9 protein-coding genes are annotated in these 12,398 nt (G+C 67.0%); 8 read left to right on the top strand and 1 reads right to left on the bottom strand.

Going from position 1 to position 12,398, the window contains the following annotated elements; genetic code table 11:
- Positions 1-274 precede the first annotated feature (274 nt).
- The 8 genes from fusA (at position 275) to PKKP23_RS18010 (ending at position 11,206) form a co-directional block, all read left to right on the top strand.
- Positions 275-2,380 (top strand): elongation factor G, encoded by a 2,106-nt coding sequence (gene fusA, locus PKKP23_RS18045; RefSeq protein ID WP_017776882.1) that lies wholly within the window; start codon positions 275-277, stop codon positions 2,378-2,380.
- Between the two features lie 195 nt (positions 2,381-2,575).
- The gene (locus PKKP23_RS18040; protein ID WP_017776883.1) at positions 2,576-3,094 is read left to right on the top strand and encodes a cupin domain-containing protein; all 519 of its coding nucleotides are present in this window, start codon (positions 2,576-2,578) and stop codon (positions 3,092-3,094) included.
- 219 nt (positions 3,095-3,313) lie between these two features.
- Entirely contained in the window at positions 3,314-4,969 is a 1,656-nt protein-coding gene (locus PKKP23_RS18035) for an ABC transporter substrate-binding protein (protein ID WP_017776884.1), read from the top strand.
- A gap of 116 nt (positions 4,970-5,085) precedes the next feature.
- On the top strand, positions 5,086-6,105 hold the full coding sequence (locus PKKP23_RS18030) for an ABC transporter permease (RefSeq protein WP_126877906.1): 1,020 nt from the start codon (positions 5,086-5,088) through the stop codon (positions 6,103-6,105).
- Positions 6,102-6,977 (top strand): ABC transporter permease, encoded by an 876-nt coding sequence (locus tag PKKP23_RS18025; RefSeq protein WP_126877905.1) that lies wholly within the window; start codon positions 6,102-6,104, stop codon positions 6,975-6,977. Before PKKP23_RS18030 ends, PKKP23_RS18025 begins: the two co-directional genes overlap by 4 nt.
- A complete protein-coding gene (locus PKKP23_RS18020) occupies positions 6,974-9,202 on the top strand; it encodes an ABC transporter ATP-binding protein (protein WP_240659053.1) in 2,229 nt (742 codons plus the stop codon). The genes PKKP23_RS18025 and PKKP23_RS18020 overlap by 4 nt, the downstream gene beginning before the upstream one ends.
- 357 nt (positions 9,203-9,559) lie before the next feature.
- Complete coding sequence (locus PKKP23_RS34320) at positions 9,560-10,420, top strand: hypothetical protein (protein WP_205703009.1); 861 nt, start codon at positions 9,560-9,562, stop codon at positions 10,418-10,420.
- Positions 10,421-10,768: 348 nt separating this feature from the next.
- Positions 10,769-11,206: a hypothetical protein gene (locus PKKP23_RS18010; RefSeq protein WP_026121866.1), complete on the top strand. Its 438-nt coding sequence runs from the start codon at positions 10,769-10,771 to the stop codon at positions 11,204-11,206.
- Between the two features lie 129 nt (positions 11,207-11,335).
- Here PKKP23_RS18010 and PKKP23_RS18005 read toward each other — a convergent pair whose 3' ends face one another.
- The gene (locus PKKP23_RS18005; protein WP_126877904.1) at positions 11,336-12,181 is read right to left on the bottom strand and encodes an aldo/keto reductase; all 846 of its coding nucleotides are present in this window, start codon (positions 12,179-12,181) and stop codon (positions 11,336-11,338) included.
- Positions 12,182-12,398 lie beyond the last annotated feature (217 nt).

The following is a 12,398-nucleotide window of genomic DNA, read 5'->3' as shown; positions in this document are numbered from 1 at the left end:
CGCATCAACAGACCACGCGACCCCGGGCAAGCCGTTTGCGATCATTTGCGACCTGGTCCGGCCGGCGCTGTCCGCCCGAACCGCTGCCCCGCTCGACGCGCGCTCGCAGCGGGCGCGCCGGCCTGGCAAGAACCCTGCAAAAGCCCGCACCGCGCGCTATGCTAGTAGTCTCGGTTCGCGAGCCTGATCGGCTCGCGGCCCGCCGTGCAGACCGCAGCCCGCGCCGCGGCCTGCCAGAGAGACTCCACCGGCGCGCCATTCCAAGGAGATAAACGTGCCCCGCAAGACTCCCATCGAGCGCTATCGCAACATCGGGATCAGCGCCCACATCGATGCCGGCAAAACGACCACGACCGAACGCATCCTGTTCTACACCGGCGTGAATCACAAGATCGGCGAAGTGCACGACGGCGCCGCGACCATGGACTGGATGGAGCAGGAGCAGGAGCGCGGCATCACGATCACCTCGGCGGCCACCACGGCGTTCTGGCGCGGTATGGCGAACAACTATCCCGAGCACCGCATCAACATCATCGACACCCCGGGCCACGTCGACTTCACGATCGAAGTGGAGCGTTCGATGCGCGTGCTCGATGGCGCGTGCATGGTCTACGACTCCGTGGGCGGCGTGCAGCCGCAGTCGGAAACCGTGTGGCGCCAGGCGAACAAGTACAAGGTGCCGCGCATCGCGTTCGTCAACAAGATGGACCGCGTGGGCGCGGACTTCTTCCGCGTGCAGCGGCAGATCGGCGAGCGCCTCAAAGGCGTGGCCGTGCCCATCCAGATTCCGATCGGCGCCGAAGACCACTTCCAGGGCGTGGTCGATCTCGTGAAGATGAAGGCCATCCTGTGGGACGAGGAAAGCCAGGGCGTGAAGTTCGAGTATCAGGACATTCCGGCCAACCTCACCGACCTCGCCCACGAGTGGCGCGAGAAGATGGTGGAAGCGGCGGCGGAAGCAGACGAGGAGTTGCTCGAAAAGTATCTGACCGACCACGAGAGCCTGACCGAGGACGAAATCAAGGGCGCCTTGCGCAAACGCACCATCCGCAACGAGATCGTGCCCATGCTCTGCGGCAGCGCGTTCAAGAATAAGGGCGTGCAGGCGATGCTCGACGCCGTGATCGACTACCTGCCCTCGCCCGTCGACATCCCCGCGATTCTCGGCCACGACGTCAACGACAAGGAAGCGGAGCGTCACCCGAGCGACGACGAGCCGTTCTCGGCGCTCGCCTTCAAGATCATGACCGACCCGTTCGTCGGCCAGTTGATCTTCTTCCGCGTCTACTCCGGTGTCGTCGAATCGGGCGACACCGTGCTCAACGCCACGAAGGACAAGAAGGAACGCCTCGGCCGCATCCTGCAGATGCACGCGAACGAGCGCAAGGAAATCAAGGAAGTGCGCGCGGGCGACATCGCAGCGGCCGTGGGGCTCAAGGAAGCGACCACGGGTGACACGCTTTGCGATCCGAACAACATCATCATCCTCGAGAAGATGGTGTTCCCGGAGCCGGTGATTTCCCAGGCCGTGGAGCCGAAGACGAAGGCCGACCAGGAAAAGATGGGCATTGCGCTCAACCGCCTCGCCCAGGAAGACCCGTCGTTCCGCGTGCAGACCGACGAGGAATCCGGCCAGACCATCATCTCGGGCATGGGCGAGTTGCACCTCGAAATCATCGTGGACCGCATGCGCCGCGAGTTCGGCGTGGAAGCCACTGTCGGCAAGCCGCAGGTGGCGTACCGCGAAACGGTGCGCACCACGGCGAAAGATGTGGAAGGCAAGTTCGTCAAGCAGTCGGGCGGCCGCGGCCAGTACGGTCACGCCGTCATCACGCTCGAACCGCAGCCGGCGGGCAAGGGCTACGAATTCGTCGATGCCATCAAGGGCGGCGTGATTCCGCGCGAATTTATCCCGGCCGTCGACAAGGGCATTCAGGAATCGCTCAAGGCCGGCGTGCTGGCGGGCTACCCGGTGGTGGACGTGAAGGTCACGCTGACGTTCGGCTCGTACCACGACGTGGACTCGAACGAAAACGCCTTCCGCATGGCCGGTTCCATGGCGTTCAAGGAAGGCATGCGCCGCGCGAAGCCCGTGCTGCTCGAACCCACGATGGCCGTGGAAGTGGAAACGCCCGAAGACTTCATGGGCAACGTGATGGGCGACCTCTCCAGCCGGCGCGGCATCGTGCAGGGCATGGAGGACATCGCGGGAGGCGGCGGCAAGATCGTGCGCGCCGAAGTGCCGCTCGCGGAGATGTTCGGCTACTCCACGACGCTGCGTTCGCTCACGCAGGGCCGCGCCACCTACACGATGGAGTTCAAGCATTACGCCGAAACGCCGCAAAACATCGCGGAAGCCGTGATGAGCGCGAAGCGCTGAGCCGCGCCCGGTTGTTCATGCGGTTGTTCATGCGGTTGTTCATGCGGTTGTTCATGCGGTTGTTCATGCGGTTGTTCATGCGGTTGTTCATGTAACGCCTTCAGCAGCACCTCGAGCCGGACGACGCCCGCAACCGTTACACACTGCGCGGCGCCGTCCGGCGTCTCTCCCGAATCCCATCCCAGCGAGCACAGCATGAGCCATGACCATGACGATCATCGCGACGATCACGACCATCGCGACACCCCGGCGCCGGACTGGCGCGACAACGGCGTCAAGGTGATCCGCGGCGACCAGCTCGACGTCAACACGGCGCAGACGCCGGGCATGGACCGCGCGGTCGCCATCAACGCTGCCCGCGTGGGCGCGCAGAAGATCTGGGCCGGCACGGTGAGAATTCATCCCGACGCGAAGACCGGCGCCCACCACCACGGTCCGCTCGAAAGCGTGATCTACGTGGTCCGCGGGCGCGCTCGCATGCGTTGGGGCGAACATCTCGAATTCACGGCTGAAGCCGGTCCCGGCGACTTCATCTTCGTGCCGCCGTTCGTGCCGCACCAGGAGATCAACGCGAGCACCGACGAGCCGCTCGAATGCGTGCTCGTGCGCAGCGACAACGAGACGGTCGTGGTGAACCTCGACATCGACGCGGTCGAGCAACCCGAAGCCGTCTATTGGGTCGATCCGATCCACAAGCATCCGCACGAGCACTGAGCGCCGCTGCGGCATCGGTTTTTCCAGCGCGACGCGGCCCGTTCCGCATCGCGGGCCAATCGCTTACACTGAACCCGCATTCGTCATCGCAATACCGCTCTTCTGCTGTCGTTTCCTGACACAGGCTGCGCCGCACCCGGCGCATGACGTGTGGCAGGCACCCCGCGCCATCCGCGCACGCACTCCGGCAAAACACGGAACAGAACGGAACCCTTATCGATGAAGACTCCCGCGGATCCCAGCGTCGCCCTCGAACTGCTCCGGCGCCACGCCGACAGCTTCGGCAACCACGCAATCGACGAATTCCTCGCCGGCCGGCTCAGCCGGCGCGAATTGCTGAGGCACGCCAGCGTGATCGGCCTCGCCTTCGTGGGCGGCGGTCTGCTCGCCACACCGCGCGCACGCGCCCAGGGCACCGCAAGCAATCAGACGATTCGCGTGGCCCATCTGATGCCCGCAGGCGCCGTGGACCCGCTCACCGTCACGGACGCAGGCGGCCTGTGCCTGCTGAACCAGACCGGCGAATTCCTCGTCAACGACGACGAGCACAGCACGCTGCAACCCGCGCTCGCGCTCTCGTGGCAGCCGAACGCGAAGGGCGACGTGTGGACCTTCAAGCTGCGCCAGAACGTGAAGTTCCACGACGGCGCACCGTTCACCGCGAAAGACGTAGTCGCCACCTTCGACCGCCTCGCCGATCCCGCAGCCGGATCGGCGGCGCTCTCGGTGCTGAAGGGTGTGCTCTCGAAGGGCGGCGCGAAAGCCGTGGACGACCACACGGTCGCCTTCCATCTCGACGCGCCGAACGGCAACTTCCCGTACTACGTCTCTTCGGACAACTACAACGCCGTGATCCTGCCCGCGAGCTATACGGGCAACTACGAGAAGACCTTCATCGGCACCGGGCCGTTCAAGCTCGAAAAATACCAGCCGAAAGTGGGCGCCTCGTTCGTACGCAATCCCGACTATTGGGGCGACAAGGCACTGCCGCAGCGCGTGCAGTTCTCGTTCTATGCAGACCAGCAGTCGCAGATTCTCGCGCTGCAGGGCCGCCAGGCCGACGTAATGGGCACGTTCACCGTGCAGGGCGGCACGGGCATTCTCAACAACCCGGAATTCAAGGTGGACGGCGTGCGCTCCAGCGCCCATCGCCAGATCCACATGCGCACCGACAGCCCGCAGTTCAAGGACAAGCGCGTGCGCCAGGCGCTGGCGCTCTCCATCGACCGCGAGGTGATGGTGCGCGGGCTCTTCCGCGGCCGCGCCGTGGTGGGCAACGACAGTCCGTTCGCGCCGGTGTTTCCCTCGTCGAATACCTCCGTGCCGCAGCGCAAGCTCGACGTCGCGAAGGCGAAGGCGCTGCTCGCGCAGGCGGGCGCGGGACACGGCTTCGAGGCGCCGCTGACCACCGAAAAGTTCATGGAGCTTCCCGACCTCGCCGTGGTCGTGCAGAACGCAGCGAAAGCGATCGGCGTGCAGCTCGCGCTGAAGGTGGAGAGCCAGAATCAGTATTACGGCGCAGGCACCTTCGGCAAATCGGACTGGCTCGACTCGCCGCTCGGCATCACCGACTACGGCCATCGCGGCGTGCCCAACGTGTTCCTCAACGCGCCGCTCACGAGCGGTGGCACATGGAATGCTGCGCACTTCAAGAACCCGCAGTACGACCAACTGGTGGCGCAGTTCGTTGCCGCGCTGGATGTCGCCTCGCAGAAGAAGATCGCCGGGCAAATCCAAACCCTGCTGCTCGACGAAACGCCCGTGATCATTCCGTACTTCTACGATCAGCTGATCGCACGCCGCGCTGCATTGAACGGCGTGCATTTCACGGCCATCGCGCAACTGTATTTCGACCGCGCGGTGCTGGCCGCCTGAAGTGCCGGGCGTACAGCGCATGAGGCGCGCACAGCCCACCGCGGTCGCGAAGACACGCCCGCGGCGGGTTGTGCGCGGTGAGCCGCAGCCCGCATGAACGTGCCTCGAGAACTTCGATGTCGACCTCGGTCTTCTCTCCTACTCCTCGCGCCCGGCGCGCAGCCAGCGGCAACGCCGCGCGCATCGCGCGTTTTCTGGCGACGCGCCTCGTGCTGTCGGCCATCACGTTGTGGCTGCTTTCCGTGATCGTGTTCGCGGGCGGCCAGTTGCTGCCGGGCGACATCGGACGCGCGATTCTGGGCCCGCTCGCCGATGCGCGCGCGGTGGCCGCACTCGATCATCAACTCGGCGTGGACCGCCCGCTTGTCACGCAGTACGTCGAGTGGATCACGCATTTCGTGCGCGGCGACATGGGCCTCTCGTATGCCTACCGTGAACCGGTGGGGCCTTTCATCGGCGACGCGCTCGCGCATTCGGCGAAGCTCGGGCTGCTCGCCTTCGTCGTGGTCGTGCCGCTCGGCATTGCAGGCGGCGTCTGGGCCGCGATGCACGCCGGGCGCTGGCTCGACCGCGTCATCAGCATTACGGGGCTGTCGGCCACGGTGGTGCCCGAGTTCGTTTCGTCGATCGCGCTGATCCTGATCTTCGGCGTGTGGCTGCGGTGGCTGCCCATCGAAGCGTCATGGCCGCCCGATGCCGGCGTGCTCGAACAGTTGCGGCACCTCGTGCTGCCCGTGCTGCCGCTCGTCTTCGTGTTCTTCGGCTACATCGCGCGCATGGCGCGCGTGGGCACGGTGGAAGCGCTCGACGCCGACTACACGCGCACCGCCGTGCTCAAAGGTCTGCCGCAGCGCGTGGTGATCTGGCGGCACGTGCTGCGCAACGCGCTCCTGCCCACCATCACCGTGGCCGCCACGCAGCTCGGCTACATGATCGGCGGCCTCGTGGTGGTGGAAACGCTGTTCCACTACCAGGGCATCGGCTCGCTCATCTACAACGCCGCGAAGGCAAAAGACTTTCCGATGCTCGAAGCCGGCGTGCTCACCATCGGCGTGGTCTACACCGTGGCCAATCTCGTGGCCGACGCGCTCAACGTGCTGCTCAATCCGCGCCTGCGCGTGAGGAGCGCGCAGTGAGCACACTCACGCCGTCTTCGTCTTCCACAACGCGCGCCGCGGCCGAACCGCGTTTCGAGCGTCTGCGCGTGCTGCTGCGTTCGCCGTCGTTCGTGGTGGGGCTCGCTATCGTGCTGTGGTGGATCGTCTGCGCCGTGGCGGGACCGTGGTTCGCGCCGCACGATCCCTATGCGTCAGACCCGCTCAACTCGCTCGCTGCACCGGACGGCGTCCACTGGTTCGGCACCGACCAGTTGGGCCGCGACGTGTTCTCGCGCGTGATCGCCGGTGCGCGCGACATCCTCACGATCGCGCCGCTCGCCACGCTGGCGGGCACGCTCGCGGGCACCGCGCTTGGTCTCGTGGTGGGCTACTTCGACGGCTGGGTCGACAACGTGATTGGCCGCGTGATCGACGCCGTGCTCGCGCTGCCGCTCGTCATCGTCGCGCTGCTCGCGCTCGCGGCGGTGGGCGCGTCGAACTTCACCGTGATCCTCGTGATTGGCATCACCTTCACGCCCATCACGGCTCGCACGGTGCGCGCCGCCGTGTTCGCGGAACGCCACCTCGACTACGTGGCCGCGGCGCAACTTCGCGGCGAACGCGCGCCCTACATCATGTTCGTGGAGATTCTGCCGAACGTGCTGCCGCCCATCGTCGTCGAGGCCACGGTGCGGCTCGGCTACGCGATCTTCGCCGTCGCCACGCTGTCGTTCCTCGGCTTCGGCATCCAGCCTCCGTCAGCCGACTGGGGCCTCGCACTCTCCGAGTCGTACACGTTGATGGCGGGCGGTGCCTGGTGGACTGTCGTATTCGACGCGCTCGCCATCGCCTCGCTCGTCGTCGGCGTGAACCTCATGGCGGACGGCGTGCAGGGAGTGCTCGACCGATGAATGGCCCGACGAGTGGCACGCCGACAGGCTCGCGCGGCAGCTTGCAGAACGATGCGCAAGCCTCGCCGTCCACGCCGCCGCCCGCGCCGTTCCCCACCTTCGGCGCCGCGAAAAACGATCGCGCCGACGCGCTCGCCATTGTTGGCCTGACCGTCACCTACCGTATTCGCGGACGCGATCGCGAAGTGCTGCACGACGTCTCGCTGCGCGTACGTCGCGGCGAAGCCTATGGGCTCGTGGGCGAGTCGGGCTGCGGCAAATCCACGGTCGCGATGGCGACGCTGCGCTATCTGCCGCGCAACGGCAAGGTGAAGGCGGGACGCATCTCGATTGGCGGTGAAGACGTGCACGCGCTCGATGCCGACCGGCTGCGCGTCATGCGCGCCAATGCGATCTCGATGGTGTATCAGGACCCGGCACGCGCGCTGAACCCGTCGCTCACGGTCGCGCGCCAGGTGGCCGAAGCGTTCGAGGCCGCGGGCGCCTCGCGCACCGATGCGCTCGCGCGCACACCGGACCTGCTACGCCGCGTGCGCATTGCGGAGCCCGAGCGCGTGATGGAGAGCTTTCCACACCAGCTCTCGGGCGGCATGCAGCAACGCATCGTGATCGCGATGGCGCTGGCGTCGAACCCCGCCCTGCTGATTCTCGACGAACCCACCACCGGGCTCGACGCCACCGTGGAAGCCGAAGTGCTCGACCTCATCGCGCAACTGCGCGCGGAACTCGACATGGCGGTGCTCTTCATCAGCCACAACCTCGCGGTGATCGGCCAGATGTGCGAACGCGTGGGCGTGCTCTACGCGGGCCGGCTCGTCGAGGAAGGCGCCACACGCGACGTGTTCACACGCCCGCGGCATCCGTACACGGTGGGTCTGCTGCGTTGCCTGCCCGCTTCCGGCCGCAGCAAGGACCTCGACCGGCTCGATACCATTGCGGGACAACTGCCTTCGCCAGGCGAAGCGCCGCCCGGCTGCATCTATGCGGACCGCTGCCGCCTCGCCGACGAGCGCTGCCGCCGCGAAGCCCCGCCGCCCTGGCGCGTGAACGCGCCGCACGGCGAGCAGATGGCGCGCTGCCACTATCACGAGCGGGCCATCGAGCTGCCTCGTGCGACCACGCGCGTGACGGACGCAAACGGAGCAGACGGCACGCGTGGCATGAACGGCACGAATGACACAAGCGGCACGGCGGCGAACGCAAACGGCGACGGCACGCTCGAGCGCCCACGCGACGACACGCTGATCCTGCGCGCCGAGCGCATCTCGAAGACGTTCCACGTGGGCGGCACGACGGTGCGCGCGGTGGACGCGGTCTCGCTCGATCTCGCGGCCGGCGAAACGCTGGGGCTCGTCGGCGAGTCGGGCAGCGGCAAGACGACGCTCGCGAAGCTGCTGCTCGGCCTCATCGCGCCCGACGAAGGCAGCGTCATCGAACTCGACGGCGCGCCGCTGCCGCCGCGCGTCACCGCACGCAACGACGACCAGGTGAAATCGCTGCAGATCGTGTTTCAGAACCCCGATTCGGCACTGAACCGGGCGCATCCGGTGAAGCGGCTGATCGGCCGCGCGCTGTCGCGGCTCGGCTCGCTGCACGGTCCCGCGCGCGAGGCGCGGCTCAATGCACTCATCGAGGCGGTGCGCCTGCCGGACCGCTATCTCGACGCCCGCACGCGGCAGCTTTCGGGGGGGCTCAAGCAGCGTGTCGCCATTGCGCAAGCGTTCGCGGGCAATCCGCGCATCGTGGTCTGCGACGAACCCACCTCGGCGCTCGACGTCTCCGTGCAGGCCGCCATTCTCAACCTGCTCGCCGACCTTCAACGCGAGCACGGCGTGAGCTACGTCTTCATCTCTCACGACCTGCACGTGGTGCGCTATCTCTCCGATCGCATCGCGGTGCTCTACGTGGGCCGCCTGCTCGAGGTCGGTCCTGCGGCGGCCGTGTTCGACGGGCCGCATCATCCCTACACAGAAGCGCTGATCTCGTCGGTGCCCGCACTCGACGGTCGCTCCCAGGGCAAGCGCATCCGCCTCTCGGGCGACCCGCCCAGCGCTGCCTCGCCGCCGTCGGGCTGCGTGTTCCACACGCGTTGCCCGCGCAAGATCGGCGCCCTCTGCGAGCAGGAAGACCCGCCGTTCACCGATGCCGGCGACGGTCATCGCATTCGCTGCCACATCCCTGTCGCCGAACTGCGCGCGCTTCAAAACGTTACGCGCGAGCGATAAGACCGCGCGCTTCGCGTTTCACCGCCGAAACGTTTTTCCGCAATTCACGTGCGGCGCTGAGCCGCTGCCGCGGCGGCTCCCATCTGCGACGTGCCTTCGCGGCCGGTGGCACATTTATCGCTAAACACGAGGCACATCCGGCCCGTGAGTCGCATCGTGGCAGAGACTGGCGAATGCCCTTCGCACGCGACGGATGAACCACAAGACGCGGGTCTCATGCAGGTCGAGCCGCGCGACGGCGGAGCGCTGCGCGCGGCACGACACGGGGTCGGCAAAACCTGGAGATAACGGGCACGCCCTGCATGAGACAGTGAAGAGTTCCGGTGACGAGGCGCCGGGACTCCAGGGAGATAAGCTATGAATAACAAAGAAGTTGATCAGGACTGCCATACGTTGACGTGGCAGGTCGCGGTGGCGGTTGCCTCGATGGTCGGTCTGCTCGTTGCAGCGCCGGCCTGCGCGGCAGGCGCACGCGATGACGCGGACGCAGCGAAGTGGGCCGTGAGCGCGCACGTCCCGCTTCCTGCGAGCGTCACGGCCGCCGCAATCTTCCTCGCGCAGGACACGCCTGCGGGAATGGGCGCGGCGACCAACGCCGAGGCATCCGCGGACACCATTACCGCCGCCGAAGACGCGGCCACGGTGTTCCTGCCGCGCGAATGCGATCGCAACGTGAGCGGCGTAGACAGCACGGCGGCCTGCAACCCCAGCAGCGCACACAGCGCGAACGGCGGGCGAGGCGCAGGTGGAGCAGGTGGCGCGAACGGCGGCGTGGGCGGCTCCGCGGCGGGGTCGAGTGCCAGCGGGTCGTCTGGCGGACTTGGCAGCGCAGCGGCGGCGGCAGGCGGGAAAGCTTCAGGGAGCGGGAGTAATGGTGGCGGTGGCGGTGGCGGTGGCGGTGGCGGTGGCGGTGGCGGTGGCGGTGGCGGTGGCGGTGGCGGTGGCGGTGGTGGCGGTGGTGGCGGTGGTGGCGGTGGTGGCGGTGGTGGCGGTGGTGGCGGTGGTGGCCACGGCGGTCCCGGCGGCGGATTCGGTGGCGGTGGTTTCGGTGGTGGTGGAGGTTGTGGCTGCGGCAGTTCGGGCGGCGGTTTCGGTGGAGGCTTCGGCGGGGGGTTGGGTGGAGGACCCGGCGGCGGCTTCGGAAAAGGTGGCGGCTTCGGCGGGGGCTATGGCGGCGGTCCCGGCGGCGGTCACGGTGGCGGTGGTAGCGGACGTTAGACCCGCGCGGCGGTGCCCCCGCACCGCACACTGCCCCGAAACGGCATGACATCCCAGTCACGCCTTTCTGTGGTGACGGCGGTGGCGCTCCGATCCCCCGGTCGGCGCGTCACCGCCGCGGCCCGGACCGCACTGCGGTCCGTTTGCCCTTCTGCGGATGTCGCGTACCGAGCGAGTCAGTTGACGCACATGAAGCGCATGGCCCGGCATTTGACGGCGACCAACAAACCGCGCGAAAGCCCCACATCGATCGCAAGCGATCAGCCGAACCCAGGGAACCAATCGCGCGGCGCAGTCTCCTACAGTGCATTCGAAGCCCTTTCGACAAACTGGCAGGAGGACAACAACATGAAGCAATACTTCCCGCACGGCGCCGCGCGCCTCACGCTCGCAGCGGCATTCGCGTTTGGCCTCGCGTCGGCGGCCAGCGCGCAGACCCAGGCGTCCACGGCGCCTCCACCGGTGGACCCGTCATTCTCGGCTTACTGGCTCTCGCAGCTGTGTCAGCAGCCTTCATCGGACAACGTCTCGCGCGGCCAGTGCGTAAGCGCCATTCGCGGCATCATTCACGGCTATCAGTACGGCGTGCTGTTCCTCGGCCAACGTGGAACGTTGCCCACCGGCGAGACGCAACGCGTATCGCTCTGCCTGCGTAACACGCCGGTGCCGGCCATCGTGGACGAGTTCGTCGCCGACACGCGCCAGGTCGATGCCGACGCCCTCAAGCGCACGCCCGCCGAAGTCGCGGTGCTGGGCTCGGTGCACATGCACCACGCGTGCGAGTAAGAATCGGCGTGTCTCGCCGCAACGCGAGTCTCGCGTGACGCATTCAATCGCAACATAGAGCGGCGGCCTCGCGCATCACTGAAACGCAAGGCCGCCGCATCCGTCTCTCCTTCGTTCCCTTCCCCGCCGTTACAGCATTTCCAGCGACCGCTTGCCGCGCGGCGGCCTGAAGTACGCGTCCACCGCAGCACATTCTTCGGCCGTGAGGTTCAAGTCCAGCGCGCGGCGATTGTCGCGCACGTGTTCCACGCGCGCCGCCTTCGGAATGGCGAACACGCCAGGTTGTCGCAGCACCCACGCGAGCGCGACCTGAAACACGGACACGCCGCGCGCGTGCGCGATGTCGTCGAGCGCCGAGCGCTTCGGCAAGCGTGCGTGGTCCACGGGGCTGTAGGCCATCGCGGGCAAGCGCCGTTCGGCAAGCCACGGCAGCAAATCGAACTCCGGACCGCGGCGCGCAACGTTGTAGAGAATCTGATTGGTCGCACACGCGTCGCCACCGGGAACGGAGAAGAGCTCTTCCATATCGTCGGTGTCGAAGTTGCTCACGCCCCAGTGGCGAATCTTGCCCGCCTCGCGCAGCGCCTCGAAACCCGCCACGGTCTCTTCGAGCGGCACCGTGCCGCGCCAGTGCAGCAGATAGAGATCGATGCGATCGGTCTTCAGGCGCTTGAGGCTCGCCTCGCAGGCTGCTTGCACGCCGCGCCGGCTCGCGTTGTGCGGATACACCTTGCTCACCAGGAACACCTCGTCGCGCAGCCCGTGCAGCGCCTCGGCGAGCAGCGTTTCGGTCGCGCCCTCGCCGTACATCTCCGCGGTATCGATCAACGTCATGCCGAGCGCGATGCCTTCCCGCAGCGCCGCGATCTCGTCGGCACGGCGCGCCGGCCGCTCGCCCATCTCCCACGTGCCCTGCCCCAGCTTCGGAATGCGCTCGCCGTCGGGCAGCGCGACACTTGCAATCTCGGTGACCATGAACGCTCCTCAAAGGCTTCGATTCCGGTTGCTTCGCGTGGGCCTCATGTTCCTTCAGGACTACCCTCGAGACCACCCTCGCGGCGTGCACATCACGCGAGATCACGCGAGGCGCGAACCGGAGCGGGCCAGTTTAGCCCTTTGCGAGCCGCGTCACCGCCCGCCTCACGAAACCTCGCTATAACGGCCGCACGCGATGACTTAAAATCGACAATCG

It is taken from the genome of Paraburkholderia kururiensis JCM 10599 = LMG 19447, from assembly GCF_003986935.1.
Classification (GTDB): Bacteria; Pseudomonadota; Gammaproteobacteria; order Burkholderiales; family Burkholderiaceae; genus Paraburkholderia; species Paraburkholderia kururiensis.
This window is presented reverse-complemented; position numbering and strand designations above follow the sequence as displayed.

What these genes read in the sequence shown, in the direction of transcription:
- PKKP23_RS18040 (WP_017776883.1), top strand. Translation starts at nt 2,576, where the DNA reads ATGAGCCATGACCATGACGATCATCGCGACGATCACGACCATCGCGAC.
- PKKP23_RS18035 (WP_017776884.1), top strand. Translation starts at nt 3,314, where the DNA reads ATGAAGACTCCCGCGGATCCCAGCGTCGCCCTCGAACTGCTCCGGCGC.
- PKKP23_RS18030 (WP_126877906.1), top strand. Translation starts at nt 5,086, where the DNA reads ATGTCGACCTCGGTCTTCTCTCCTACTCCTCGCGCCCGGCGCGCAGCC.
- PKKP23_RS18020 (WP_240659053.1), top strand. Translation starts at nt 6,974, where the DNA reads ATGAATGGCCCGACGAGTGGCACGCCGACAGGCTCGCGCGGCAGCTTG.
- PKKP23_RS34320 (WP_205703009.1), top strand. Translation starts at nt 9,560, where the DNA reads ATGAATAACAAAGAAGTTGATCAGGACTGCCATACGTTGACGTGGCAG.
- PKKP23_RS18010 (WP_026121866.1), top strand. Translation starts at nt 10,769, where the DNA reads ATGAAGCAATACTTCCCGCACGGCGCCGCGCGCCTCACGCTCGCAGCG.
- PKKP23_RS18005 (WP_126877904.1), bottom strand. Translation starts at nt 12,181, where the DNA reads ATGGTCACCGAGATTGCAAGTGTCGCGCTGCCCGACGGCGAGCGCATT.